Here is a 25,547-nt window from a genome sequence, read left to right as displayed (position 1 = left end):
ATTTCTTATGCATTTCTTAAATCAGCTAGAACCCAATGGGTTGATTCAACATTTCTTAGATCATCCACCACAAGACTTTAAAGTCCTGCAGCAAGAGAGAGGCGGAGTCCCTTTATTCTTTGCTCACTTTGATTTATTGACGACACTTGATTTATCTCTACGTCAGAAAATTTCCAAAATTCCATTTTATCGTTATTGGTCCCAGTTACTGAAGCCTTACACCTGCTTTATGGGCACAACCGTTTCTGAGTATGTCCCGCTGTCTAAAACAGTCTCTGCAAGCGATCTGGTTTTACAGATGAAAGATCAGTATGCCTCGCACTTTCCTTTTTTGATTATTAAAGATATTCCTCAGCAATCACCGTTGTTGACGTCGCAAGATAATGATTACGCCGCAAGCCTCATGTCGGCCTGTATCGATGCAAAGTTTGTTCGGATTGAAGGCCAGGCCCTTGCATGGGTCAAGATCGATTTTGATTCGACAGCGGATTATTTGAGCCGTCTTTCAAGTAGCCGTCGCAGAAACATCCGCCGTAAACTCAGGTCACGTCAAGATTTGACTGTAGATTATATTCAGTCTGGAGACCGTCAATTTTTGGATTCGGATATCATCGATGAGTATTACCGACTCTATCTCAATGTGTATGAACAAAGTGAGATTCATTTTGATTTACTGAGTCGTGATTTTTTTGAAGCCGTATTACAAGATGGTCAGCTTAATGGCGTCATTTTTGCCTATCGAAAATCTGGACAATTGATCGCTTTCAATATTTGTTTTGTTGAGAACAATACCTTGGTGGATAAATATATTGGTCTGCTTTATCCCGAGGCAAGACACTGCAATATCTATACAGTCAGTTGGTTTGAGAATTTGCAGTATGCATTGGATCACGGATTGACGCGTTATATTGCCGGATGGACTGATCCTGAGATCAAGGCTGAACTGGGTGCACAGTTTACATGGACACAGCACGCGGTCTTTATCCGTAATCCTCTTTTACGTGGGTTACTTTATGGCTTGTCCTCGTATTTTGAAGGTGACCGCCAATGGTTTGAGCATCACGAATTAGTAATTGCACAAAAATAATCTTTATCCAGCAATATCGTCTATGAGTGTGTGATGAGCAAAAATGAATTCGATTCGAAGCGTCCCGTGGTTTTAGATTTTGATCATGCCGTGGGCGCTTTTGCCCATGAAAGTCGTATCGATCTATTTGATTGGCAGGAGCGTATCCGTTTCGGCTGTGGTCTATCGACGTTTAAGCAATTGAGTGAGTACCTTGATCATAGGCTCCCTGAATCCTATGGTACGGTGTTTATGGGCAGTGGGGATTATCATCATGTCACTTTAGCGCTGCTTGAGCGATTGAGTGGTGTTTATTCCACAGCGCATCCGATTGAGGTGGTTGTCTTTGATAATCATCCGGATAATATGCGTTTTCCTTTTGGAGTTCACTGTGGCTCTTGGGTCAAGCATGTGGCCAAGCTTCCTTTTGTTCAGCATGTTCATGTGATTGGGATTACTTCATCGGATATTGGTGTTGCACATGCTTGGGAGAACTATTTAGCACCGCTCTATCAACAGAAGGTCAGTTATTGGTGTCTTGATGTGAATGTGAATTGGGCAAAATATGTCGGTCTGGCACATGCTTTTCATCGGTTTGAGAATGCGGATGCTTTGGTTAAGGCTTTCATCATTGACCGTAATGCACGCGTTGATTCTTCGAGTCCGATTTATCTCAGCATTGATAAAGATGTATTTGCACCCGAAGTTGCCCAAACGAACTGGGATCAAGGCGTCTTATTGGAAGCGCATGTCATGCAGATTATTGATGCGCTACAAGGCGATATTATTGGCAGTGATGTGACCGGTGAAATTTCATCTTGGCAGTATACGACGTGGTGGAAGCGCTGGATGAGCTCAATGGATGGTCAAGCGCTTCCGGAAGCAGAAGATGTTCAACGCTGGCAATTGCAGCATCATGCGTTAAATGATCGGTTGCTGGCGGCCTTGAGCAAAGCTAAGCAGGTTTAATCTCGCAGTTAATGGCTAATCAGTGGATTTCGATGGCTTCTATCTGGTGTTCTGCGTTTTTAGACTCACTGACAGCAAGGCAAATTATACCGCACAGAATGAGTCCGGCACCGACTAGTTGTACAAGACTTAAATGCTCGCTGAATAGCCAATGTGAACAAAACATAACGCTGATGACATCTAAATGAGATGCCGCAAAGGCCGGACCAATCGGTGCCTTCTTGAGCAATGTCAGCCACATAAAAAAGGCCCCTAAATAACCGATCAAGGCGAGATATATCCACGGTTGACTAAGAATACGTAGTAACCAATCCGTGCTTGCGACAAGGGGAAGGGCATGGATGGCGGTATATTTTAAGCCGAGCTGTGCCAAGGTATCGAACCCCATCAGCAACAAGAATCCAATGACATAAAATCGCTTCATGATGCAAGCCCCACTAGGGCCACGCCACAAGTGACCAGCAGCACGCCGATCACACGCATCGGTGTCAAATGTTCGCTAAAGAAATAACGCCCTGCGAGGAGGATCACAACAATATTGATAGAACCGAGCAATACGCCTTGTGAGAGGGGGACTAGGGATAAAAATGCAATCCAGACAACGAATTCAATCACATAACAGAGGATGCCAAACCAGAGCCAAGGTTGTTGAAAGACGGTCATCCAATAGTGTCGTGCATTGGCTTCTGAGTGAGGCTGGCGTGCAGCGGCTTTAAAAGATAACTGCCCAGTGGTGTCGAGAATGATATTGCTTAACCAGAGTGCTAGGGTGAGGTAGCTCATGCGGCAACCTGATCAGAATCTGCTTGAATAGACTTTTCTGCGATCGCTTTAAAGAATGTCACACTATGATCAATGACTTTCTTATATTCACGATCAATGGTGATGAGATGGTAGCTATCTTCCAGCAGTACGAGTTGGCTTTCAGCATTAATTTTTTTCTGAACCAGAAGAGAGTTACTGATGTTCGCAACATCGTCTTCGCTGGCATGAATTAATAGGCAAGGTGCGGTGACTTGAGGGAGTTGATGACGGACTAGAGCAGACAATTTGAGCATTTCTGCTAATGCTGGATAAGGATTGCCAGCGAGTCCTGCTGCTGCGCTATCACCACTGAACATACTGGCAGCGACACGCGCACGGAGACGTTCATCTTTAAGCCCATAAGGAGGTTGTTCGATAAAAATACCGTTCTGAAATACATTCAATTTTTTAAACCAAATCAGTAAAAAATTGAGATAGCGCGCATAACGGGGAATACTCCAGCCATCATAACGGAACGTTGGGCCATAAACGCCTACGCCAGCAATCAGTTTGGGTTGATCTGCGGCCAGTTTAAGCGCGAGAAGGGCACCCATGGATAAACCTGCTACAAATACATGGTCAACCGTTTTCTTTAGCCGATTGACTGCCACTTCTACACTGGCATACCAATCCTGCCATGAGGTTTGATTTAAATCCGCGACATCACCACAGTGACCAGCCAGTTGCATGCCGTACACGGTAAAGCCTGCTCGATTCAATCCTTTACCCACCATTTTCATTTCATTCGGGGTGCCGGTTAAGCCATGAATAAGGAGTACGCCAATGCGCCCGCTGTCTTTGAGAGCATGCCCTTCTAAAAAATATTCATTGCTTTGAATCATATGGCTTACCTAGAGTGTTCTGCAAAATATTGAGGTTCATCAACTTTGCAGCATTCATGATGATGCGGTTGATGGCGACGTAGATTTAGACGCTTCTGCAGACTCAGCTGATAAAATTTCAGGGAGTAATGCAATGGCATCATTAAAATTTTGGATGGGAAAGTGAGCGATGCGTTGTTCTCGGCAATAATCGATCAGCTTGTCTTTCGCAAGGACTAAATCAACGCGATTGGAAACACAAAAGTCGGAGCTACCGTCCCCAATATAAAGAATCCGCTGTGAAGTGAGCTGTGGGGTAATCTTGACATTGGCGGCACGCGCACATTTGCAATTACCACTGGCTTTTAAACACTGGTCATCCGCATATGGGAATGCCAGTGACCAGTGGTTATCCTGCTCTTCAACGAGCCGATTGGCAAAAACGGGTAAATGTTCTAATCCATTGCGTTTTAAAATAAATTCAATCGCGGAATCTAAACCATCACTCACTATCTGTGTAGCGATACCGTAGCGATTTGCCAGTGCGACAAAGTCTTTAAAACTCGGATCGATTTCCATCTTGGCTAATTGTTGATAAAGCGTTTCATGGCTCACGTCCAATAAGGCAATTTGTGCACCCATGCATTCGCGTGAACCAATTTGCCCATCTAGCCAATCTTGTTCTAGGGCTTGCCAGCCCATCATGCCAAAGTTTTCAAGGAGAACGTCAGTCGTGTCTTCAAGGCTAATTGTACCGTCAAAATCACAGAGAATGATCCATGGAGACCTTATCGTGTCCTGCATGATGGCTTTGCTCGAGTGCTGATGATTTTTAGGGTTAAATAATTTAGTCATAAAATTTCACCAAGACGTTTTGGCCAATTAATAAATGCTGTGATTGAAGTTGTTGTTCTGCCGAGGAATCCAGAGTGAGTACACAGACAATGACACGATTATTTTGTTGAATCGCATCGCTGCTCAGATGGGCCGGTTCGTAGACCTTGCCGATCTGCGTCACATGTGCAGCAATTGGGGTGATTTTCGATGTGGTTGATGCGCTGTCAGGCAGTAAGCCGGCCTTCATGCCTATTTTAATTTTAGGAATAAAGCTTTCGTTGACTTCAGCACGGATAATGATCGGATGTTTAGGCAGGAGTGTAAACGCGACTCTCTGTTCACTGGTTAATATGCTACCAGGTTGTACGAAGACCTTAATCACTTCAGCATCTTGCGGTGCGCGAAGAGTACGCTTCTGCAAAGCATATTCTGCTTCAGCAACTTTCTGCTCTGCGATGTGAATTGCCGCCAATGCGATGCTATTTTCGGCTTGCGCTTGCTGGGCTGCTTGTATGGCATCATCGGCTTGTTGCTGTTGTGCAATCCCTAACGCAGCGGCTTTTTGCAAGCGTTTAGCCGAAAGTGCTGTGGCAGGGAGACGAATAGCTTGTACCGCTTGCTGGGCTTTGGCTTGTTCTAATGAGGCTTGCGCTTGCGAGACAGCAAGGAGATCCGCTTGATTATCCAACTGCGCTAATACTTGTCCATGCTTGATCACGTCTCCGACATGGACATTAACCTGATTGAATATCGCATTCTCGGGAGCAATGATATCTAAGAGTCCGCCTTCCACATCAACTTTACCGCGTGCCATCGCCACATAGTCTGTTACTGGTGCAGCTGCGGCTATGGTGTTGTCTTGATCATGGCAAGCGATCAATGTAAATGTGCTGGCGAACACCAATAATATCGAAGAATATCGAACAGTCTTTTTGAGTTTGGAGTTAATAGAGCGCAATTTTTTTATCATAAAGACCAGTCCGGCATAGGGGTCGAAGAGGAGTGGTTTTGGATGTGGTCAGCAGTACGCCAATCGCGATGGATAGCACCGTCTTCCATTTCGAGTATACGATCTGCATGCTGAATCAGGCGGTGATCATGACTGACACACAATACGGTCGCTCCTCTTTGATGGGCAATGCGGCGTAAGATATTAATGACCACTTGCCCACTTGCAGCATCGAGTGCACTGGTAGGTTCATCTGCGAATAGAAATTTAGGCTGTTTTGCCAAGGCACGCGCAATCGCGACACGTTGTTTTTCCCCACCCGAAAGTGCAGCAGGACGTTGATTGACCCGGTGTCCAAGTCCAACTTCATGCAAAGCATCCAACGCACGCGTGCGGCATTGTGCTGGAGTTAAACCTAAATAGCCCAGAGGAAGTTCTATTTGCTCGCAGGCAGTGAGTGCGGGAAACAAATTAAAACCTTGGAAAATAAAACCCGTATGATGCAGCCTGAAATATTCCAGTTCGCGTTTGGTCGCTCTACTAAGCTCTTGATCTAAAGCCCAGGTTTTACCTTGATCAGGATGTTGTAATCCACTCAGAATGGATAACAAAGTGCTTTTTCCACAGCCTGATGGTCCTGAAATGAGCGTTAACTCATTAGGAAGAATGGCGATAGATAGATTGGAGAGGATTTGGATACTGACCAATCCTGACGTGAAGGATTTGCTGATCTTATCTGCGATTAAGCTAGGCTTTGCTACAGAGGTCGATGGATGAGCTGGAGATAGAATCGTCATTTTTGGCTCCTATCGCATCAAAATTGCAGGGTCGGCACGTAGCAAACCCGACATTGCGATCAAACCCGAAACCAATGCCAGTCCCAGTACCAAACCGATGCAAACCAAAGCCACGAGGGGGGTCATTCCAATGGGAACATCGAATTGTTGTGCCGTTACAAGTAACGCAGTACTAATCACCCCGCCCACAATCATGCCGAATCCACCAATCCATGCTGCTTGTGCAAGGACCACGCGACGCAGTGCATTGATGCCTGCGCCCAGAGCGTTTAGCGTTGCGTATTCACGTGCAGAAGAAACGACAACCGCAGTTAACGCTTGACTGGCAATCACCGCACCAACCAAAAATACAATCGCTGCTAAAAACAGGACCGCAGCACCGGCTCCAGTATCCAGCATCCAATAGCGTTGCGAACGCCAAGCGAAATCTTCGGCGCTCCACAGTTCATAAGGCCCAAATGTTGTGTGATGACTTAAGCGTTGAATCACAGATGCAATCTGGTCTGGGTGAAAGATGCGTGCGATGAGATAAGTCGTTCCAGAACTATTGAGCATCTGAGCAGTTTGTTCCGATGCAATGACATTGACACCGCCAAGTGCACGAAGGCCTGAAATGGTGGCAACGACATGGACTTTTTTACCATCAATCCAAGCGTCATCACCAACCACCACACCCAACGTATCGATATCTGCACGATCAACAATAACTGCATTGGGTTCTAGTAAGCGTTGCCGTAAATCGGGTGGGAGAATGTGGTCGAACATCATGCCATTCGGTTGTGCGTTAATGCCCGTTAAATAAATGGAAACACCACCTTGCCCCAGAGCTGCACGCCAATCCCCATCGACCCAGAATACTGGCTCAACTTGAGAGACCTCACTATCCATACGTAATAGCATTTCAAGGTCACGATTAATCGGGCGTCCTAAGCTGACACTTTGGGTGCCAGGATAGCCCGCCCAAATATCAGCTGAAGAGGCATTGACATAGATGGCTGCACTGCCAAAGATGCCGAGGACTAAGGCAGCCTGCATAACCAAAAGTACTCCGGCAAAGCCTATGGCTAGAATCGCAGGAACAAAGCGAGACCATTCTCGGAAAAGTGTTTTACGCGCAAGGGCAACCATGGTTAACCCCCTAATCTAGAAAAAGATGAGGGGGCACTCTTGTTAAGATTCTTTGAGTCATTCGAAGGGAGATCCGAATCATTGATGGGTGCGCCGCCCAATGCTTTATACATGGCGATGTATGCCAGATCATGATCTTTGTGTATTTCTGCCAGCTCGAATTGGGTTTGCAGTAAGGACTGCTGATCATCCATCATATCGAGTTTGCTGGCGAGTCCAAGACTGGTTAATGATTGCCGTGCCGTTAACGCCTGCAGCGCAGTATGAGTCATTTTGAGCTGTTCAAGTGTACGTTGTCTTTGCGCATTCACACCTGCAATCGATGATTCAACTTCGTGCACCGCTTCAAGAACCGTTTCGCGATATGAATAGACAGCAGCATTTAATTCTGCACCTTGTGCATCTGCTTTTGCTTTACGCTGTCCCCAATCAAAGAGCGGGATATCGATTTCTGGTCCAAACGATCCAACACCATGTACGCTTGTGTTATGAAAAGACAACTTTCCAAGAAGCTGGACAGAATACATATATGATCCTGCGATGCTGATTGATGGATAACGCTGGGCCTTGGCAACACCGAGTTGTCCTGCCGCTTGGAGGACTGAAGCCTGGGCTTGTTGAATATCAGGTCGAATACGAATCAAGTCTGCAGGAATGCTATCGATAGAAAAATCTGTAATGACAGGCAGCACCGTGGGCGTCAGTAAAGTTTGATCGCGGGTGTCCCGTCCTTGCAGCAATGCCAATTGTTCGATGGCTTGATCGATTTCAAATTGTTTTTCAAGGCGTAGTTTGATTTGACGGGATTGACTTGATCGGAGAGCCAATAGGGCGTTGCTACTGCTTAACCCCAATTGAAGACGTTGTTCGCCAAGGGAAATTTGTTGCTGAGTTTGATCAATCATTTGATTGAGGAGGAGCACTTGCTGTTGAGCAGTACGAAGCGCCACCCATGTGCGTACGACCTCTGCGACGAGTGAGACTTGAGCCATTTGGGTTTGTGCTTCTACACTGAGCAGTTCACCTTGAGCAATTTGTTGCGTCGCTGATCGTTTTCCAAATAGCCCTAGCTCCCACGTACTATCTACCCCAGCACGAAAATAGCTTGTTGTTGCACTGGGTGAGGGTAAGTCATCGGTCCGTAAGTGCAAATCTGGCAGAAATTTGTTCGGGCTATTTTCGGTGAGTATTCGTGCTGCACGGATATGTTCACGTGCTGCCGCTAATGTCAGGTTTTGTTTGAGCGATTGATCAATCAGTGCATCTAAATCAGGTGCATGAAATGACTTCCACCATGCATGTAGATCTGGCTCGGGAAGTTTAGCTTCAGAGATTTGGTGTTGCCAGTGCTCTGGCAAATGTTGGGTTAAATCTGGAGGCGTATTATGAACACAAGCCGTGAGCAACATAACCGAAAATACGAGCGCTGTGCGTGCAAATAGCGTTGATCCATATCGCTGTCTCAATAACGGCGATTTAGTTTTCACCCGTATCGTGGCGAGCTCAGAAAGATGTGGATTCATGAATGAATCTTTGCAGCGCAAACTTTAGTAATGATTAAGGAAATGTGGAGATTTGATGAATGTCACTAAATGGTTAGTTATATTTCATGCATTAATAAATTTTACTTGCTTCAACATCACAACATAAATTAAGGTCTTAAAAGCGTTGCTTCTTTTGCATCATTTCAATACGACATCATTGTGCTGAACATGGCACTATAGATCATGTTTGATAGAGTGGGAAAGCAGTACCATGATGATTTCTAATACGCAAAAAATGACATGCAGAGTATTCAGATGACTAATCAAGACCAATTAATTCTAATCATTGAAGATGAACCTGAGATTGCAGAGATATTACAAATGTATCTACAGCATGAGGGTTTCAAAACTGAACATGTCAGTAATGGTCGACATGGTTTGCAATCGTGGCGGCAAATCAATCCAGATCTGATCCTATTAGATATACGTATGCCAGGTCCGGATGGTTTGGATATTTTGCAGACGATCCGTGGGGTCAGTAATGTCCCGATTATTATGCTGACTGCATTGACGGATGATATTAATAAATTATTAAGCCTGCGATTAGGTGCAGATGATTATATTGCAAAGCCTTTTAATCCTGCGGAGTTGATTGCACGAATCAGGACGGTACTCAGACGTAGTAATAAGTCGGTTGCGACAGATAAGTTATTACGTGTTGGACGTTTAACGATTAATCAAGATTCCTATACCGCACTTTTTATCGATGATAAAGGCGCTTCTCAAGAGTTGCCCCTGACATTGACAGAGTTCCGCTTATTAGTACATTTTGCACAGCAGCCAAAGCGTTGTTTTACACGGCTGGATTTGATCGATGCTTGCTTACCAGAGAGCGATGCTTTGGATCGTGTCATTGACTCTCATTTAAGCAAGTTACGTCGGAAACTCAGCGATGTTGGTGGCTCTGACCTGATTCAAACTGTACGGGGTGTTGGCTATCGGTTATTTGCAGAGTAATCAGATTAAAAAATGAAGAGAAGGTAGTGTTTGCCATGGCTGGAAGACTCGAGAAAACATGGATTCGCCTTGGCATATACATGACATTGTTCGTTCTGGTCACGATCAGTGTTTTTGTGATCAGTGTAGAGATTCGTGAGCAATTACAGTTTAGGGATTTTTTGGCTCAATTCCCTGCGGATAAGCGTGCTGAAGTGGCGAGGAGTGTTATTTCTCCTGATCAGAGCAGCCCCGAACTTTGTGCCTATCTCACTCAGTTTGCGATGGATGGTTCTGACGGTTTATCGGGGAATAGTGAGTTATTACCGTTAATTTTAGGGTTGATCATTAGCCTTTTAGCTGGACTTGGACTCGCATTTTTATTAACACGGATGTTTATTCGACCAGTAGCGTCCATTGCTGAAGCGGCCAGTATGATTGCGGCTGGTGATCTCACTGTACGGGCACAAATATTGACGGGAAATAATGAACTCGCCAATATGATTGCCAATTTCAATCAAATGGCAAGCTCAATTGAAGATTTAGAGCGAGAGCGTAAAGCAACTGCGGCAGCTATTTCTCACGAGTTACGTACACCATTAACCATTCTAAATGGGCGATTACATGCACTTTGTGATGGAGTCATTCCACCCAGTGCAGCAGAGCATCGTAAATTGCTAGAGCAAACCCAGCATTTAGTTCGCTTAGTCGAGGATGTACATACGCTAGGACTTGATAATGCTGAAAAGTTGACCTTGTATTGCGTTGAGTCTGACTTGGCTGAGTTGGTTCGTGATTTTGCCCCCAATTATGCAGACCGTGCTTTGGAAAGTGGAGTGACGCTGGTGGTCAACGCACAAAGTGCGAGGGTGTTTGCGGATCGAGATCGTATCAATCAGATCATTTCTAATTTGGTTGAGAATGCACTTCGCTATGCAAAAAATGGTAAGCGCGTTGAACTTAATGTTTACCCAGAGAATGATTCAGCAATATTTGAGGTACGTGATCATGGTGCAGGGTTACCGCAAGGGATGAGTGAGCGTATTTTTGATCCATTCTATCGTTTAGATCAGTCGCGCTCTCGGGCAACGGGAGGGTCGGGGCTAGGTTTAGCGGTTGTGCGTAGTTTGGTGGAGCAGCATCAAGGTGTAATATCTGCCTATAATCATCCCGAAGGCGGAGCCGTCTTTCGGGTGATATTGCCTCTTTTTCTATAGTGTATTTGGAATAAAAAACACCGCAAACTGCGGTGTTTTTTTATCATTCATGAGAAAGCTTAAACGAAGAGGCTAATCATGAAGGTTTATATTCAGATAGGGACAAATTCCTTTTCCAAACGCTTAGTAAGTGAATGGTATCGTGATCGTTTGGGTGGAAACTTGGTTTAAAGTAATCTAAGAAGTGCGGTATTGCTTTAATAAATAAACCATTGATGCCGTAAAATGTATTTGCAACTTTCAACCAATACTTTGGCGCTAACTTGCCATCTTTCTTCAGTAGACGCGCTGTAAAGTAGCTTTGCGTGCCGAGGATCAGTGTTGTGGCCATCAGAATGCCCACAACACGTAGTACATAAGCACTGCCTTTATCGGTACCATAAATGTTTTTGTAGACATCATACGCTACTGCTTTATGCTCGGTTTCTTCAACACAGTGCCATAACCATAGCTTCAGCATCACAGGATCATCAGCCATCATGCTTTGGAATTTTGGATTGTTGAGTACCTGCTCTGCAAGCAAAGCTGTAAAGTGTTCCAATGCACAAGTGGCCGCAAGGTCAATCATTTCGATGGGTGCGAAAGGAGTAAGGATTTTTCGTGCACTGAGCACTGTAGCGGTGAAGGCTTCCATCCATTCAATATCTTTATAACCGAATTCACCCGCGTGCATATTGAGTGCATGGTGTTCTTTAGAATGCATGGCTTCTTGACCAATGAAGGCACTGATTTGTGCTTGCAAATCGAAATTGTCTGCAATTTTAGGATTTTTACGAACTGCGCGTACGCTGTCCACAAAGAAGCGCTCGCCGACTGGAAATAAGGCGGATAGAGCCGTCATAAAGTGGGTTAAACCCGCATCATTATTAAACCAATATTGTTTGGTTTCCGCAAAGTCAAAATCCATACGGCGCACGGGAAAACGATTTCTGGATAAATCTGGGATACTAGTCATGATGCTAATCCTGCAATCAGATATAGAAGGATATGCCTATAAAGTGCGCTCAATTTGGCTGAAATGCTATAGTCATTTTGATCAAATTTATTAAAGCAGGCTTTATATAGACGTGTTATGTCATTGACGCTAATGGTGTCTTGATGAGAGTATATTCTGAATAATTATTCAGATTCAATTCAGATCATGATTCGCAGACAACCTCAGCAAAAACGTGCCAAAGTATCGGTAGAAGCCATCATTGAAGCGGGATTTATTTCAATTGCCAAACATGGAATTATTCATACTACGACAGTTCATATTGCTGATATAGCAGGAATAAGTCCAGGAACGTTGTACCAGTATTTTTCTAATAAAGAAGCCGTGTACGAGGCCATGGAGCGTCATTTTATTGATGACATTCTTACAATGCTCAATGCGATTACACCTGAGCTTATTCAGATGGATGTCAGAGGTGCCACTACGCAGATACTGAATACCTTTACAGAAATGCTACTCAAGGATGATGGTCGTTATTTGAAATACAGCCGTCAGGCAATGCACCTGCTAGATCCTCATTTATCTAATTACATCAAAGAAATCGAAAAGAAACTGCAAGAAGTCATTATTCAATATGTGATGCATCATCCCGATCTAATGCGGATTCGTAATATTCCGACGTTTAGCTATATGGTGATCAATGGCGGGATTTTAATCATATTGAGATACTTAAGTGATCCGACCCCTTCGATCAGTTTTGAGCAATTGATAGAAGGGCTAGGAAATATGGCAGTAAGCTATATAGCGTCTGAAATACAGAGCCAGCAATGATCCTGTATTTCGTGATGTTTAAAGACATCGACTGATGTGGTGAGGAAAAGACTCTAAATACTAGAGTGAGCGGGCAATGATCTCTTTCATGATTTCACTGGCACCACCATAGATACGTTGAACACGTGCATCTGCGTACATCTGTGTAATCGGATACTCCAGCATATAGCCATAGCCGCCGAAGAACTGGAGACATTCGTCAATGATCGTACATTCAAGCTCGCTTAAGTTCAATTTGACAATGGATGCTGTCACGGTATCAAGTTCATCATCAATCATCCGCTGAATACACTCATCGACAAAAGCGCGTGCCATGACAGCTTGAGCTTTTGCATCCGCAAGTTTAAAACGTGTATTTTGCATCTCTAATAAAGGCTTACCGAAGGCTTTGCGTTCTTTGGTATAGGTTACGGTCAAGTCTATTGCACGTTCTATACTGGCCATTGCACCAATCCCCAGCATAAGGCGCTCATAAGGCAGCTCACTCATCAGATGGGCAAAGCCTTTTCCTTCGACACCTCCCAATAGATTCTCTACTGGGACGCGGACTTCATCAAAGAACAACTCGCAGGTGTCCTGACCCTTTTGTCCCAACTTTTCAAGAATGCGCCCGACCTTGAAACCCTTTGCTTCTTTGGTTTCGACCATGATCAACGAGATGCCTTTGGCACCTGCTTCTGGATCAGTTTTGGTGACCACAACGATCAGATCAGCAAGATAACCATTTGAGATAAATATTTTGGAGCCGCTAATGACATAGTCATCGCCATCTCTTACTGCACGGGTACGAATGCCTTGCAAATCTGATCCTGCACCGGGTTCAGACATCGCAATCGCGCCAATCATCTCGCCAGAGGCGAGCAGGGGGAGATACTTTGCTTTCTGGGCATCTGTTCCTTGATTAAGGATGTAATGTGCTGCAATCGCATGCACATGTGCACCAAAGGCGCGATCACCTGCATAAGCCAACTCTTCGAAAAGAATCGCCATATGCGCAAAGTTACCACCACTGCCGCCAAACTCATCGGGGACATCGGCTAACAAGATGCCCAGTTCACCCGCTTTATTCCACAGGTTACGGTCAACATGCTGTTGCTTAGCCCATTTTTCATCATGCGCTGCAATTTCGGTTTGTACAAAACGACGGACACTGTCGCGATACATTTCCAGATCTGAGTCCATCCAGCGTTTTTTTTGTGTATTCAAAGTCTTTACTCCTCAATTAAAAAGTGATTCATTTATATCTTAAGTTCCCGATAAACCTCCACCACAGACTAGGGTTTGTCCGCTGATATAGTCAGATTCTGGGGTGCAAAGGAGATAGACAGCGTTCGCTGCTTCTTCTGGGGTTCCTGCTCGGCCTAGTGGAATGGAGCGTTCAAATGATTTGGCAAGGTCAGGGTTGAGTCCAACTTTGATGTGACGACCTTCGATATCGACTGAGGCATTTGCGTCGGCTGTGGCCTCGGTCAAGCGTGTTTTGATAAAGCCAAATGCTACGCAGTTGACGTTGACTTTCATCCGTCCCCATTCTTTCGCCAGAGCAAGTGTCAAGCCGATAATGCCTGCTTTGCCCGCAGAGTAATTGGCTTGACCTGCATTGCCCCCAAGACCCGCGATGGATGAGATATTCACGACTTTACGAAACACTTCTTGTCCTGCTTCGGCTTCAGCCTTGCTAAAGGCACGCATTATGGGCTGTGCCGCGCGAAGAATTTTGAATGGCGCCTTTAAATGCACATCCAGAATGGCATCCCATTGTTCATCGGACATTTTTTGGATGACGTTATCCCAAGTATATCCAGCGTTGTTTACGATAATGTCTAACCCTTGAAAGTGATCAACAGCCGTCTGTACAAAACGTTCCGCAAAACCTTCGGCGGTGACACTGCCTACGCAAGCGACGGCTTCACCACCTTCTAAGCGAATTGCTTCGACGACTTCAAGAGCAGGGGCTTCATCAAGGTCATTGACGACAACGCGTGCACCGTGACGTGCGAGCTTCAATGCAATCGCGCGACCAATCCCACGTCCTGACCCAGATACCAGTGCCACTTTGCCTGCAAGATTTTTCATAATATTCTCTTTATGCCATTCATTTTAAAAGTTAGATTTTGATGAGTGCATCACCAAGTATCTTGATTTCATTACTTTGATTTGTAACATGTAACTCTATTTTGAGCAGTTGTTGGCCATCAGACTCAAGCTTTTCAATTACTTTACCCGTGCAGAGCGGTGTATCTCCGAGATGCGTGATGCCTGCAAAGCGGGCATTAAATTGAACAATCTGCCGCTGAGGCACCCACTGAATGAGCAAACGACCAAGCCAAGCCATTGAGAGCATGCCATGTGCGAAGACATCGGGCGTACCTGCTTGTTTAGCAAAATCAGAATCAATATGAATGGGGTTGTGGTCACCCGATGCTCCAGCAAATAGCGCCAGTGTGGTTCTTGTAATAGGGGATAGTTGCAGTGGAGGTAACGTGTCACCCACTTGAATGGTTTGATAATTTATAGACATGATTGATCCCTTATCCATTACGCTGAACGATGGTGTTTCTCAGATCAGCAACGTGTGCGCCATGTTGATTGGTGACTTTGACCTCTTTGATGATGAACTCTAGTGCGCCGTTTTTTTTGTCATAAATATCAGCAATCCGAGATTCGAAGGTCAAGGTATCGCCAGCGCAGGCAGGCGTGTGATAAGTAAATGATTGTTCCCCATGCAATATGCGTTCGAGGCTTAGCCCTAATTCATCCAGCCATCCAAATGCGCTGTCTTGTTCAAGATCAAGGCCGAAGAGGAAAGTTGGTGGTACAGGTAAAGAATGATAACCCGCTGCATGTGCTGCAGCCTCATCCGTATAGATGGGATCGGTTTCACCAATTGCTTTGGCAAAAAAACGTAAACGGCCTTTTTCGATTTCAATGGTATGGGTCGGAAAAACGCGACCGATGTGGTTTTTGTTAATCATGGTCATTCCTTTCTATTGATCTATTTTATTGACGAGCATAAAGCGTCACGACACAAGCACCGCCAAGACCGAGGTTGTGCTGCAATGCAAGACGTGCACCATCTACTTGACGAGCTTCGGCATTTCCTCGTAATTGTTGGGTGAGTTCATAACATTGAGCCAAGCCCGTTGCTCCGAGAGGATGACCTTTAGAAAGTAACCCCCCAGAAGGATTCGTGACCACTTGTCCACCGTAGGTATTATCACCATCATTGATGAACTTCTCAGCACCACCGATTGGACATAGTCCAAGGCCTTCATAAGTTATGAGTTCATTATGGGCAAAGCAGTCATGTAGCTCTAATACGCTGATGTCTGTTGGACCAACCCCTGCAGTTTCATAAACTCGTTTGGCTGCCGCTGCGGTCATATCAAAACCAACCAGTTGCATCATGTCACGCGCCTCAAAGGTGCTCACAGTATCTGTCGTCATGGCTTGAGCCGCAATATGAACATCTGTTCGCAGACCATGACGTTTTGCAAAGCGTTCAGAAACTAAAATTGCAGCAGCGGAACCGCAGGTCGGTGGGCATGCCATAAGCCGAGTCATCACACCGGGCCACATGACTGGCGCGCTCATTACCTCGTCTTCAGTGACAATTTTTCGAAATAGTGCGAGTGGGTTGTTTACGGCATGGCGACTCGCTTTGGCTCGAATCTTGGCAAATGTTTCGAGCTTAGTGCCGTATTTATTCATATGAGACAAACCCGCTCCTCCAAACATGCGAAGTGCCATGGGTACTTCTGCCATGCCAACGAGGTCATCCGTTAGGGCATTAAAATCGGTAAAGGGATTGGGGCGATCATGAAAAACTGAGCCCAGTGCGCCGGGATTCATTTGCTCAAACCCTAAAGCCAAAACACAGTCAGCTGCACCACTTGCGATGGCTTGTCGGGCTAGGAACAATGCAGTGGAGCCTGTTGAGCAATTATTATTGACGTTGATGACGGGAATGCCGGTCATTCCTAGTGGGTATAGTGCTTTTTGACCACTGGTTGAATCCCCATAAACGTAGCCGACATAGGCTTGTTGAATATCGGAATAGTTGATTCCTGCATCTTTGAGTGCAAGACGTCCTGCTTCTGTGCCCATGACATCATAAGCAGGCCCTACACCTGGTTTACTAAAAGGGATCATGCCTACGCCTGCAACGAAAACTTTCTGACTCATATGAAAACTCCTGATGCCAAGTGTCAGCACTATTTATTGATGAGAGTTACGACCTATTTTGGTTTTACTTAAAAATAGGTCAGTTGACCTGTTGGTGTTCAAAATTATATAGGTCGGTTGACAGATTCGTCAATGACCCAGACAATCAGTACTTTCTAACGTTTTAGGTCAAGAAGCTCTATGCACAGCACAGTCATTGAGTCGTTGAAGAAAAAAGGCTCAGGCACAACAGGAAAAGGCGTTGAGCGGGCTCAGGCAATATTGAGTGCAGCACGAGAAATTTTTGCGACGGAAGGTTACGCGGGACTTTCTATGCGTAGTGTCGCAGCGCGAGTAAACGTGAGCCTAAGTACGGTACAGCACTATTATCAGGATAAAGACACACTGGTCGAGGCAGTGCTGCTTTATATGATGGATGATTATCGTGTTGCGATTGAGCAATTAAGTGAAACGATGGTTGAGCAGACCAAACTTGAGCGTCTTATCGCAGCGATGGATTTATTTCTTACTGAGGTCAGACGTCCAGATGTGGCGGGTGTGTTCATGGAAATTTGGTCATTGGCCAATCGTAATCCTGTGGCAGCGAAGATTCTGGATCGCGTTAGAGTACGCGAGCAAAAAGAATTTATGAGATTGATTGCGGGGCTGACGCCGCATTTAAGCGAGCTTGATTATGAGTTACGTGCAGCGTTGATGATTGCGCAAATTGAAGGCTTAACGGTTCAGCTTTCAAGGCAAAGTTTTGGTCATTGGACGCATGATCAACTGGTCCGTGCTGCCCGTGATGCATTGGTTCGTTTGGCGACACTGCCGATAAGTTGACGCTTTTATTTAAGCTTAAGTATGAATTTATCCGAAGAGATTTGAATCATTAATTGGAGAAACTCGGCTTTTAAAAAGAGAGTCGGGGTGTCTCTCATATTTATTCCTGATTTTGGTAAATGTGTTCATTGTAAACATTGGCATTAGAAGATAGTATTTGGCATCCAAAGACCTAGATCATATGTCTTAATGATGAAACCATATAAAGATATTTCGTGTGGTTTGCTATAGCTGATTTCCATAAATATTAAGGTGAATGGTTAGTGAAGAAGTTATCTCCTCAAGCTCAAGTTTCTCATCACGATGTCGTGATTGTGGGTAGCGGTTTTTCTGGTTTAGGTATGGGGGTTTACCTCAAGAAAGCTGGGCGCAACGATTTTGTGATTCTGGAAAAGGCGGGGGATATTGGCGGCACTTGGCGTGACAATCACTATCCTGGCGCAGCCTGCGACGTGCCTTCACATATGTATTCTTTTTCTTTTGAACAGAACCCAAATTGGTCACGTTTTTATTCAGGTCAGGCCGAAATTTTGGCTTATATGAAAGGTATTGCCGCCAAATATGATTTGATGCCGCATGTCCGTGTGAATAGCGAGTTATTAGAATCACGTTGGGATGAAGTGCAAGGTGTTTGGCATCTGAAAACAGGGGATGGCAATCAATATACCGCACGCGTAGTTGTGTCAGGAATTGGCGGTTTGAGCCGTCCTGCATTACCGAAAGTCAAAGGGTTAGATAGCTTTAAAGGCACTACATTCCACTCTGCGCAGTGGAATCATGATTATGATTTAACTGGTAAGCGTGTTGCGGTCATCGGCACTGGTGCAAGTGCCATTCAGTTTGTGCCGCAGATTGCTGAGCGAGTGAGTAAGCTCGTTTTATTACAACGTACGCCACCATGGCTGGTTCCAAAGCCTGATGGAATGATTCATGATAGTGTGAAGCAATTATTTAAATATATTCCTGTTTCCCAGCGGCTCTTCCGCAGCAGTATTTATTGGCAAGCCGAAGGTTTCGCTCTGGGATTCATTAATCCGAAGCTGATGACGGTGATTGAGAAGCTTGCGCGCTGGCATTTGTCTAATCAAGTGAAGGATCCCGTACTTCGTGCAAAACTGACTCCAAATTACACCATTGGTTGTAAACGTGTTTTGTTTTCAAACAACTATTACCCCGCATTAGCGCGTGAAAATGTTGAGGTAGTGGCGGCTGGTGCGCAAGAGATCCGTGCACATAGTGTGGTTGATGCGGAAGGTAATGAGCATGAAGTTGATGCGATTATCTTTGCGACGGGTTTTGATGTACATGATCCGCTAGGACCTTTGCATATTTATGATCGTGAGGGGATTGAAGTACGCCAGCGCCGTGGTGGTCTTAGTGCTTATTTGGGCACAACCTTGAAAGGTCTGCCAAATTTGTTCATGTTATTAGGACCCAACACCGCATTAGGTCATAACTCCATTATCTTTATGATTGAGTCACAGATTAAGTATGCGATTCAGTGCCTTGATGAAATGGATCGTAAGGAAGTGTCTGTCATGGAAGTAAAACCTGCTGCTCAAGATGCCTACAACGACAAGATCCAGGAAGAGCTTAAGCGCATGGTCTGGAGTGAAGGCGGGTGTAAGAGTTGGTATCTTGATGAAGACGGCAAGAATGTGACGATCTGGCCTGGTTTCACATGGCGCTATTGGATGAAAACTCGTCGACCAAACTTTCGCAACTTTACTTTTGGTCAGCGCCCTTCGGCTTGATGTATTGACGTTGTGAGTTGAGGTAGTGAATTGAAATGAATCATGTGAATCAGATCCATCCCTTGTAAATATGATGCTGTGATTCTTTTGATTTATTAGCTTTAGATTTAATAGATAAATCATAATGCTATGATTTATCTATCTTTGTATTCTCGGTTCAGGGTCCAGTTTTTTGATTGGATTTGCATATTTAGCGGGAACGCTGTTTTACATACTAAGTCATACTTTTTGAGTATAATCAGTAGAACAGGGTGATTGGCTAAATCATTTATTTGTGAGGAGTAGGATTATGGGCGTTCTTTCTGCCATCAAGACGAGTGTGGGTAAGCATTCTGCTTCTCATACAGCAACGCATATTGTCCCGCGTAAGGTTAAGTTTGATTGGAGTCATACTCCACTTGAATGGATTCCTGGTAGCCCCTTTGCCAGTCATTTTATCAATGAAATTAATACGATTCTGCCTGCAGGTGAATTCTGGTTTTGCAGACTTTACAATAAAGCTTTGCCATTAATTACTGACGATAAGTTGCGTGAAGACGTGCAAATGTTTATCCGTCAGGAAGCCATGCATGCCCGTGCTCATGGCAGTGCCATCGCCGAATATCTACAGTCGCATCATATCGACACCGAACGTAATACCAAAATTATGGATTGGTTGTTTGATGAGGCTTTAGCCGATGCCCCATTGGGTGTCAATGTACCTAAGTTTTTAGAAAAGCGCTGGTTGATTATTCGCCTAGGATTGATTGCGACTATCGAACATATGACCTGTGTGCTGGGCAATTATGTACTAGAGAATAAAGCATGGGATAAAGCAGGTGCTGATCCTGTCTTGCTTGACTTATTACGCTGGCATGGCGCTGAAGAAGTCGAGCACCGCAGTGTGGCATTTGATTTGTATCAGCATTTAGGTGGTGACTACCTGTCGAGATACTATCTATCCTTAGTTGCTGTTCCAATGATTTTGGGACTATGGGTGGATGGTGCAGCTCATATCATGAGCCAAGATGAGCAATACAAGAGTAAGAAGCCGAGTGTGTTCAAGCCTTGGGTGTGGCTACAATGGGCTAAAGAAAGTAAAAGTGGGCATTTGCCTCATCCATTATGGCTGATTGCTCAGCAAGTCTCTTATTTCAGTCCTTGGTACAACCCAGTGACTGAAGGCTCAACCGAGGAAGCACTCGCATATTTAGCCACATCCCCAGCGGCCAAGCGCGCAACAGAGATGGCTGCTAAACCCGTAGCTGCGGCTGCTTCTTAAGAAATAGTGTTTGATGTGAGTAAAAATCACAAAATAAAACTGCCTTAGATCACTAAGGCAGTTTTTTTATTCTTAACAAGAAGTCTTATGTAGTGGGTGATGGAGAATAGTTCAGTCAATCGTTTGTTTATTTCATATTTTGGATAGCTTTACCCTTCAAAGACCATATCTTCTGATGGCATCTGCAAGTAGTACCCTTGCAGATAGCGAGCACCCATTGACCATGCTTTAGACATGGCGGTTGGATTTTCAATATAGGCGATCATCACTTGAGAGCCATGAGTGGTGACATCAGCTGTAATCTTTTTGACGGCCTGTACATTCTCTTCGTTAGACAGGTCTTGGACAAAAGACTTGTCAATTTTAACCAGATCAATTTCAAGATGATTGAGTAAGCTCATGGAGTTCATGGATGAACCAAAGTTATTAATTGAAACTTGGCAGCCTTTTTCCCTAAAGGCATGAATATTGTCGCGGGCCAGTTTGAGATAATTGGTCGCATCACTTTCATTAAATTGCAAAATAAGAGGTTTGTTTTCAGCACCACCAATTGCGGCAGTGAGTTTACTCACCAGTAGCGGTAAGCTCGTGTCCTGTAGTGAATCTGAACTCAAATTAATGAGCAGGCGCGTGCCGGGGTGAGCAACAAGCTGACCTTTGAGTCGTTTACAGGCGTTGAGTAATATCCAGCGATCCAGTCGGCTTTCCATACCATAGCGGTGGGCGACGGGCATAAACTCATCCGGCTGCATGATTTTTCCATCAGCCAGGGGGAGGCGGGCATAGACTTCGAATAATGGATTTGCATCATTACGCGTATCGTAGATGGACTGAAACATCAGTTTGAAGTTACCCTTTTCCAAGGCTTCTTCTAAAAGTTCACGTAATGCCTGATCGGATTGGCTGGCATTTTCTGCTGGATTGTAGAGGTTGATGCCATTCCCAATCCCGTGATTTTGCAGTTTTACCTTATCGGCTGAATTAAATGCGCGGGACAATAGTTCCGTTGCATTGGGTGATGTTTCGCCAATCATGGCAATGCCAATACTCACCGTAGTCTGAATGGTACGATTTCCAATACTGATTAGTGACTTAGAAATTTGTTCAGTCGTTGCTTGGGCGTAAGCACTAATTGATTCAGGAGAGGTATTGGGAACGAGGGTAGCAAATGTGGAATCACCAAAGCGATAGTTCTGCGCGTTAGAAAATTGCGAAGATAAAATTTCAGCAACTTTTTGTACTGTTGCATCACTTCCTGCAAGTCCCGTACTCGCACTAATTTGGCCAATGTTATCGATACTGGTAAAGAGTAGAGCGTATTGCTGCTTAAACTTGATTGCAGTATCCCTGGTGGCTTCGAGGGCTTCTTCAAAAGCACGGCGATTACCAAGGTTTGTCAAACCATCGAGACGCTCAATGGCGGCAAGCTGCGCCTCAAGCAATTGGGTGTTTGCTTTAGCCTGATGCTGAATAATCATTTGGATACAGGGCTCGCCTTCAAAGCTTGCTGGCCCAATCTGCAAGGTTGCCTCAAAGCGGCTTCCATCGGCACAAACACCACAGAAGTTAAAGTCCGCAACATTGCGTCCTGTTTTTGTGTAAACCTTGAGGAAATCCTTGAACTCCATTAGATCCTTACTATCAACAAGATCAATGACAGGCATGCCAATCAATTCATCAAGTGACTCATAGCCAAAAAGCTCTAGATAGGACTCATTGGCAAATATGTGTACGCCTTCATCAATATATGAAACCGCTGTTTTAGAGTTTTTGAGGAAGAGCTGACTACGTCGCTCAGCGTCACCTAGGAGAAGTTCTAAATTGCGCTCGTTTCTACGATGCTCAAGATTACGCAGTTCACGACGAATCGATTGGATGAGCAATAACGGGCGACTAGTGGGTAAAACATCTGAAACACCCAATGTATACGCTTTAAAGAAAGAAGAGTTTGCAGATTCTTTTTGATTCAGGTCAAAGGTGGCGTGATCATTCAGGAGGAGGATCACAGGTAAATCCAGTCCATGACTTTGAATCTGACGCATCACATCTTCATAGCTAATGTCGTAGCCTGAGATGAACAAAATGATATCCCAAGTATGGCGAAAAGCTTTTTCTAGCTCTTCACGATCATCAAGGATCTGGATACGAGTCGGGATGCCTTGAGTTTTCAGTAAGTCTGTTAATTCATCAGCAATTGCAGGTGACTCATCTACTACCAGTAGACGCAGACTCTCACTTTTTCTACTCATCAATAGATAACCTTTCTTTCCATGTTTGAGGCGATAACGCTTACAAATGTTGTTGAGTGATGAACTTTTATCCGTGACCAAAGACAATGCTAGTGTGCAGCAATATCAAGGATTTAATGGATATAAAAGAAATGAGAAGTCAGCAGTTATTAAAATCTGATCAATTAAAATATAACTTCACTGTCAACATCTTCCTTATTGTAAACACGGTCACACAATCAAACTGTCATACAATTTATCATCAAAGTATGACTAGATTTGATGTTTAAGGCAAATACAGATTTTATATGTAGCCTATTTAATCGAATATATTCATTCGGTTGTCTATAGCGTATTCCAGACTTCATCGAACTCATCTTGAGCGTTATTTTTTGCAGCTTTTTTCTGTTCTGCTTTTTGTCCTGCTAAGGTGGCAAGCAGATTAGATTTGGTTTGTTCATCTTTCAGACTTTGCAATAACACAAACTCAAATTGACTAAAGCTCTGAGTGATCACCAGTTCACGCGTCAACTGTGCACGCACTTCTTCAGATCCGAGTCGAATGGAGATTTTATGTCCAGATCGAAACGCCAGAGTGGGTGTAATAATCGTTGTAGCTCGATTTTGTTCTTTTACTTCAGGAAGTAGTAATGTACGCATATACTCACTTGAGTAACCATCTTGGCGTATGACGCGTGCACCGCAGGCTTTACCTTGCTGGGAGAGAATCTCGACACCAAATTCGGCACCTGTATGCAGATGTTGCTGGACCCAGCGAATCAGTCCGATACTCCAAGTTGAGCTATTGTGCTCACGAACGGCAATAAGTTCGCCGCTTCTGAGGACCGAAGGGGTTGTCCCTTGCCAACGAATACAATAGCCGCCCATGCTGATATTGACAATTTGGCACTCATAAGACTCTAGATATTCCCGTGTCGCATTTTGGCGTATCTGTTCTTCTTGAGCGGTATAAATGACATCGCTATCAATTTGAAAGGTATTGGAAATACCTGGATGTGGCGTATTTGCAGTGAGCTGTTGATTCTGGATAACCGTCTCAAAGTTCTGCTGACCAGACGTTTGATAGTGTGTGCCAATCAAACCCAGCGACAAATAAACGGTCCCTTTACGTGGATGACGTTCGGATGAACGCTCCATAGGCGGCTTTAATGTGTGTAACAAATGCAGCTTTAAAGTCGCTGAAAGAAGAGTTTCTTCAGCAGGATTAAGTAGCTCAGGATCATTGGTGTTTAGATTTTCAAAATGGATGAGTAATGACCGAGCATCGATATAAAACATTTCGGGAGTAATTTCTTTCAACTCCGTAATGTACATTGGTGGTGCGTCGATGGATGTATCCACTAAGAATAAATCTTCTTGGCTGGGAGCAGCGGATATTTTTAGTAGATCGACCCAGATCTCACTAAGCTGGCTGATTTTTTTGATTTCAGCTTGACGTAGTTTATTGGTATTGCAAGTCGACATAAAGATGGAGCGTAGATAAGCTTGTTGTATGGTCAGGGCTTTCCCATAAATTTGATTTTCGTCACGTAAGCTGAATGATCCTAAATCGAATTGTTCCGCCAGATTAAATAACTCATGTAGACGTAGCCACATGCCTTTATAAATGGGTAAATATAAGAGCTTGGATTCTGCGAGTAGTCTAAAGAATTCGGTGAGTCCGCGATGTGTTGCTTGGCCAATCAGCTGCAACATAGATTTCTTTTTACCTATCGCGAAGAGTCCAAAGTTTTGAGTTTGATAGTTTTCTGCAGTGCGAAGTGCAATGCCACGATAAACCATGGCGGAATAAACCCGAAGCTGTTGAGCAAGTCCGGCGATACGTTCAGCACGTTGGTCCAAGAGGACATTCTGATTGATATAGTGTTTAGAAAGGGACTCTATAATCGTGTAGATTGCGGGCCTGAGCACTTCCATGAGTTCATAGCGTACAGGATCTGGAATATTGTCGACCGCGAGGAGTTCTTGCAAGGTAATATACAGTTGTTTGGCCGTTTCTCCGACATTCAACATGGATAAGCTTGCGACCCAAGTTTGCATTTCAGATTTCGTTGCACCCACTAAAGATAAGTGAGTGACTTCTTCTGGAGGTAGTTCAGCATTCAGCAGTTTGATGATATTCAGATTCATTACACGTCAGCTCCATTCCCCAAAAAACCTATAACCTTCCTTGGTATAGATTTCATTTTTAAGAATCAAATAAACAACAGATGAAAGTATGGTAAATGAAAAATCCAATTGCAAATAAAAGCGCTTTTGGAGCGTTACCACACTGCCTATTCAACCGTGTCGCATGTATTCATGATGTCTTCAAGACAGCTGTTAATCGCTGTTAAGTGATTGAAGTCACATCGAGCTTTCAATATATATTAAAAAAAATATTAAAGGTAGGCTTGTTGAATATTTGTGCAAAACATGTCAAGTGTGCCTCGTTTTTCAAACA

The 25,547-nt window shown here is 44.4% G+C and carries 24 protein-coding genes; 8 read left to right on the top strand and 16 right to left on the bottom strand.

Annotated features, from left to right (window positions below; all coding sequences use genetic code 11):
• Positions 1-7: 7 nt before the first annotated feature.
• Together ACLHG7_RS12965 and ACLHG7_RS12960 are read left to right on the top strand one after the other, a co-directional pair.
• On the top strand, positions 8-1,087 hold the full coding sequence (locus ACLHG7_RS12965) for a GNAT family N-acetyltransferase (protein WP_410211416.1): 1,080 nt from the start codon (positions 8-10) through the stop codon (positions 1,085-1,087).
• Between the two features lie 33 nt (positions 1,088-1,120).
• Positions 1,121-2,035, top strand: a complete 915-nt coding sequence (locus ACLHG7_RS12960) for an arginase family protein (RefSeq protein WP_410211415.1) — start codon at positions 1,121-1,123, stop codon at positions 2,033-2,035.
• Positions 2,036-2,054: 19 nt separating this feature from the next.
• On the opposite strand, the gene ACLHG7_RS12955 is transcribed toward ACLHG7_RS12960, so the two are convergent.
• From ACLHG7_RS12955 to ACLHG7_RS12920, 8 genes are all read right to left on the bottom strand, one after another.
• Positions 2,055-2,459 (bottom strand): DMT family transporter, encoded by a 405-nt coding sequence (locus ACLHG7_RS12955; protein WP_410211414.1) that lies wholly within the window; start codon positions 2,457-2,459, stop codon positions 2,055-2,057.
• The gene (locus ACLHG7_RS12950) at positions 2,456-2,818 is read right to left on the bottom strand and encodes an EamA family transporter (RefSeq protein ID WP_410211413.1); all 363 of its coding nucleotides are present in this window, start codon (positions 2,816-2,818) and stop codon (positions 2,456-2,458) included. The genes ACLHG7_RS12955 and ACLHG7_RS12950 overlap by 4 nt, the downstream gene beginning before the upstream one ends.
• Positions 2,815-3,681: an alpha/beta hydrolase gene (locus ACLHG7_RS12945; RefSeq protein WP_410211412.1), complete on the bottom strand. Its 867-nt coding sequence runs from the start codon at positions 3,679-3,681 to the stop codon at positions 2,815-2,817. Before ACLHG7_RS12945 ends, ACLHG7_RS12950 begins: the two co-directional genes overlap by 4 nt.
• A gap of 54 nt (positions 3,682-3,735) precedes the next feature.
• Entirely contained in the window at positions 3,736-4,515 is a 780-nt protein-coding gene (locus ACLHG7_RS12940; RefSeq protein WP_410211411.1) for an MtnX-like HAD-IB family phosphatase, read from the bottom strand.
• Positions 4,508-5,398, bottom strand: coding sequence for an HlyD family secretion protein (locus ACLHG7_RS12935; protein ID WP_410211410.1), 891 nt, complete (start codon positions 5,396-5,398; stop codon positions 4,508-4,510). Before ACLHG7_RS12935 ends, ACLHG7_RS12940 begins: the two co-directional genes overlap by 8 nt.
• A 65-nt stretch (positions 5,399-5,463) precedes the next feature.
• Positions 5,464-6,243: an ABC transporter ATP-binding protein gene (locus ACLHG7_RS12930; RefSeq protein ID WP_410211409.1), complete on the bottom strand. Its 780-nt coding sequence runs from the start codon at positions 6,241-6,243 to the stop codon at positions 5,464-5,466.
• 9 nt (positions 6,244-6,252) lie between these two features.
• Positions 6,253-7,371, bottom strand: coding sequence for an ABC transporter permease (locus ACLHG7_RS12925; RefSeq protein WP_410211408.1), 1,119 nt, complete (start codon positions 7,369-7,371; stop codon positions 6,253-6,255).
• A 2-nt stretch (positions 7,372-7,373) separates the two neighbouring features.
• Positions 7,374-8,894: an efflux transporter outer membrane subunit gene (locus ACLHG7_RS12920; RefSeq protein ID WP_410211407.1), complete on the bottom strand. Its 1,521-nt coding sequence runs from the start codon at positions 8,892-8,894 to the stop codon at positions 7,374-7,376.
• Between the two features lie 276 nt (positions 8,895-9,170).
• On the opposite strand from ACLHG7_RS12920, the gene ACLHG7_RS12915 reads away from it, so the two are divergent.
• Together ACLHG7_RS12915 and ACLHG7_RS12910 are read left to right on the top strand one after the other, a co-directional pair.
• Positions 9,171-9,872: a response regulator gene (locus ACLHG7_RS12915; protein ID WP_410211406.1), complete on the top strand. Its 702-nt coding sequence runs from the start codon at positions 9,171-9,173 to the stop codon at positions 9,870-9,872.
• Between the two features lie 35 nt (positions 9,873-9,907).
• Positions 9,908-11,068 carry a sensor histidine kinase gene (locus ACLHG7_RS12910; RefSeq protein WP_410211405.1) on the top strand — a complete coding sequence of 387 codons (1,161 nt, stop codon included), beginning with the start codon at positions 9,908-9,910 and terminating at the stop codon, positions 11,066-11,068.
• 76 nt (positions 11,069-11,144) lie between these two features.
• Here ACLHG7_RS12910 and ACLHG7_RS12905 read toward each other — a convergent pair whose 3' ends face one another.
• Positions 11,145-12,032: a metal-dependent hydrolase gene (locus ACLHG7_RS12905; protein ID WP_410211626.1), complete on the bottom strand. Its 888-nt coding sequence runs from the start codon at positions 12,030-12,032 to the stop codon at positions 11,145-11,147.
• 177 nt (positions 12,033-12,209) lie between these two features.
• Between ACLHG7_RS12905 and ACLHG7_RS12900 the strand changes: the two genes are divergently transcribed.
• Entirely contained in the window at positions 12,210-12,833 is a 624-nt protein-coding gene (locus ACLHG7_RS12900; RefSeq protein WP_410211404.1) for a TetR/AcrR family transcriptional regulator, read from the top strand.
• A gap of 60 nt (positions 12,834-12,893) precedes the next feature.
• On the opposite strand, the gene ACLHG7_RS12895 is transcribed toward ACLHG7_RS12900, so the two are convergent.
• The 5 genes from ACLHG7_RS12895 to ACLHG7_RS12875 all read right to left on the bottom strand — a co-directional run bounded on the left by ACLHG7_RS12895 (position 12,894) and on the right by ACLHG7_RS12875 (position 17,018).
• Positions 12,894-14,015 (bottom strand): acyl-CoA dehydrogenase family protein, encoded by a 1,122-nt coding sequence (locus ACLHG7_RS12895; RefSeq protein ID WP_410211625.1) that lies wholly within the window; start codon positions 14,013-14,015, stop codon positions 12,894-12,896.
• 63 nt (positions 14,016-14,078) lie between these two features.
• Entirely contained in the window at positions 14,079-14,909 is an 831-nt protein-coding gene (locus tag ACLHG7_RS12890) for an SDR family NAD(P)-dependent oxidoreductase (protein WP_410211403.1), read from the bottom strand.
• Positions 14,910-14,940: 31 nt separating this feature from the next.
• Positions 14,941-15,354: a MaoC family dehydratase gene (locus ACLHG7_RS12885; protein WP_410211402.1), complete on the bottom strand. Its 414-nt coding sequence runs from the start codon at positions 15,352-15,354 to the stop codon at positions 14,941-14,943.
• A gap of 10 nt (positions 15,355-15,364) precedes the next feature.
• Complete coding sequence (locus tag ACLHG7_RS12880; RefSeq protein WP_410211401.1) at positions 15,365-15,808, bottom strand: MaoC family dehydratase N-terminal domain-containing protein; 444 nt, start codon at positions 15,806-15,808, stop codon at positions 15,365-15,367.
• Between the two features lie 25 nt (positions 15,809-15,833).
• Positions 15,834-17,018, bottom strand: coding sequence for a lipid-transfer protein (locus ACLHG7_RS12875; RefSeq protein ID WP_410211400.1), 1,185 nt, complete (start codon positions 17,016-17,018; stop codon positions 15,834-15,836).
• A 180-nt stretch (positions 17,019-17,198) separates the two neighbouring features.
• On the opposite strand from ACLHG7_RS12875, the gene ACLHG7_RS12870 reads away from it, so the two are divergent.
• The 3 genes from ACLHG7_RS12870 (at position 17,199) to ACLHG7_RS12860 (ending at position 20,855) form a co-directional block, all read left to right on the top strand.
• Complete coding sequence (locus tag ACLHG7_RS12870; RefSeq protein WP_410211399.1) at positions 17,199-17,840, top strand: TetR/AcrR family transcriptional regulator; 642 nt, start codon at positions 17,199-17,201, stop codon at positions 17,838-17,840.
• 263 nt (positions 17,841-18,103) lie between these two features.
• Entirely contained in the window at positions 18,104-19,594 is a 1,491-nt protein-coding gene (locus ACLHG7_RS12865) for a flavin-containing monooxygenase (RefSeq protein ID WP_410211398.1), read from the top strand.
• Between the two features lie 289 nt (positions 19,595-19,883).
• Positions 19,884-20,855: a metal-dependent hydrolase gene (locus ACLHG7_RS12860; RefSeq protein ID WP_410211397.1), complete on the top strand. Its 972-nt coding sequence runs from the start codon at positions 19,884-19,886 to the stop codon at positions 20,853-20,855.
• A 149-nt stretch (positions 20,856-21,004) separates the two neighbouring features.
• Here ACLHG7_RS12860 and ACLHG7_RS12855 read toward each other — a convergent pair whose 3' ends face one another.
• Both ACLHG7_RS12855 and ACLHG7_RS12850 read right to left on the bottom strand, forming a co-directional pair.
• A complete protein-coding gene (locus ACLHG7_RS12855; protein ID WP_410211396.1) occupies positions 21,005-23,104 on the bottom strand; it encodes an EAL domain-containing protein in 2,100 nt (699 codons plus the stop codon).
• 324 nt (positions 23,105-23,428) lie between these two features.
• A complete protein-coding gene (locus ACLHG7_RS12850) occupies positions 23,429-25,234 on the bottom strand; it encodes a hypothetical protein (RefSeq protein WP_410211395.1) in 1,806 nt (601 codons plus the stop codon).
• Between the last annotated feature and the right edge of the window lie 313 nt (positions 25,235-25,547).

The organism is Aquirhabdus sp. (assembly GCF_046462495.1).
Classification (GTDB): domain Bacteria; phylum Pseudomonadota; class Gammaproteobacteria; order Pseudomonadales; family Moraxellaceae; genus Aquirhabdus.
This window is presented reverse-complemented; position numbering and strand designations above follow the sequence as displayed.

What these genes read in the sequence shown, in the direction of transcription:
- ACLHG7_RS12965 (WP_410211416.1), top strand. Translation starts at nt 8, where the DNA reads ATGCATTTCTTAAATCAGCTAGAACCCAATGGGTTGATTCAACATTTC.
- ACLHG7_RS12960 (WP_410211415.1), top strand. Translation starts at nt 1,121, where the DNA reads ATGAGCAAAAATGAATTCGATTCGAAGCGTCCCGTGGTTTTAGATTTT.
- ACLHG7_RS12955 (WP_410211414.1), bottom strand. Translation starts at nt 2,459, where the DNA reads ATGAAGCGATTTTATGTCATTGGATTCTTGTTGCTGATGGGGTTCGAT.
- ACLHG7_RS12950 (WP_410211413.1), bottom strand. Translation starts at nt 2,818, where the DNA reads ATGAGCTACCTCACCCTAGCACTCTGGTTAAGCAATATCATTCTCGAC.
- ACLHG7_RS12945 (WP_410211412.1), bottom strand. Translation starts at nt 3,681, where the DNA reads ATGATTCAAAGCAATGAATATTTTTTAGAAGGGCATGCTCTCAAAGAC.
- ACLHG7_RS12940 (WP_410211411.1), bottom strand. Translation starts at nt 4,515, where the DNA reads ATGACTAAATTATTTAACCCTAAAAATCATCAGCACTCGAGCAAAGCC.
- ACLHG7_RS12930 (WP_410211409.1), bottom strand. Translation starts at nt 6,243, where the DNA reads ATGACGATTCTATCTCCAGCTCATCCATCGACCTCTGTAGCAAAGCCT.
- ACLHG7_RS12925 (WP_410211408.1), bottom strand. Translation starts at nt 7,371, where the DNA reads ATGGTTGCCCTTGCGCGTAAAACACTTTTCCGAGAATGGTCTCGCTTT.
- ACLHG7_RS12920 (WP_410211407.1), bottom strand. Translation starts at nt 8,894, where the DNA reads ATGAATCCACATCTTTCTGAGCTCGCCACGATACGGGTGAAAACTAAA.
- ACLHG7_RS12915 (WP_410211406.1), top strand. Translation starts at nt 9,171, where the DNA reads ATGACTAATCAAGACCAATTAATTCTAATCATTGAAGATGAACCTGAG.
- ACLHG7_RS12910 (WP_410211405.1), top strand. Translation starts at nt 9,908, where the DNA reads ATGGCTGGAAGACTCGAGAAAACATGGATTCGCCTTGGCATATACATG.
- ACLHG7_RS12900 (WP_410211404.1), top strand. Translation starts at nt 12,210, where the DNA reads ATGATTCGCAGACAACCTCAGCAAAAACGTGCCAAAGTATCGGTAGAA.
- ACLHG7_RS12895 (WP_410211625.1), bottom strand. Translation starts at nt 14,015, where the DNA reads ATGGACTCAGATCTGGAAATGTATCGCGACAGTGTCCGTCGTTTTGTA.
- ACLHG7_RS12890 (WP_410211403.1), bottom strand. Translation starts at nt 14,909, where the DNA reads ATGAAAAATCTTGCAGGCAAAGTGGCACTGGTATCTGGGTCAGGACGT.
- ACLHG7_RS12885 (WP_410211402.1), bottom strand. Translation starts at nt 15,354, where the DNA reads ATGTCTATAAATTATCAAACCATTCAAGTGGGTGACACGTTACCTCCA.
- ACLHG7_RS12880 (WP_410211401.1), bottom strand. Translation starts at nt 15,808, where the DNA reads ATGATTAACAAAAACCACATCGGTCGCGTTTTTCCGACCCATACCATT.
- ACLHG7_RS12875 (WP_410211400.1), bottom strand. Translation starts at nt 17,018, where the DNA reads ATGAGTCAGAAAGTTTTCGTTGCAGGCGTAGGCATGATCCCTTTTAGT.
- ACLHG7_RS12870 (WP_410211399.1), top strand. Translation starts at nt 17,199, where the DNA reads ATGCACAGCACAGTCATTGAGTCGTTGAAGAAAAAAGGCTCAGGCACA.
- ACLHG7_RS12860 (WP_410211397.1), top strand. Translation starts at nt 19,884, where the DNA reads ATGGGCGTTCTTTCTGCCATCAAGACGAGTGTGGGTAAGCATTCTGCT.
- ACLHG7_RS12855 (WP_410211396.1), bottom strand. Translation starts at nt 23,104, where the DNA reads ATGAGTAGAAAAAGTGAGAGTCTGCGTCTACTGGTAGTAGATGAGTCA.
- ACLHG7_RS12850 (WP_410211395.1), bottom strand. Translation starts at nt 25,234, where the DNA reads ATGAATCTGAATATCATCAAACTGCTGAATGCTGAACTACCTCCAGAA.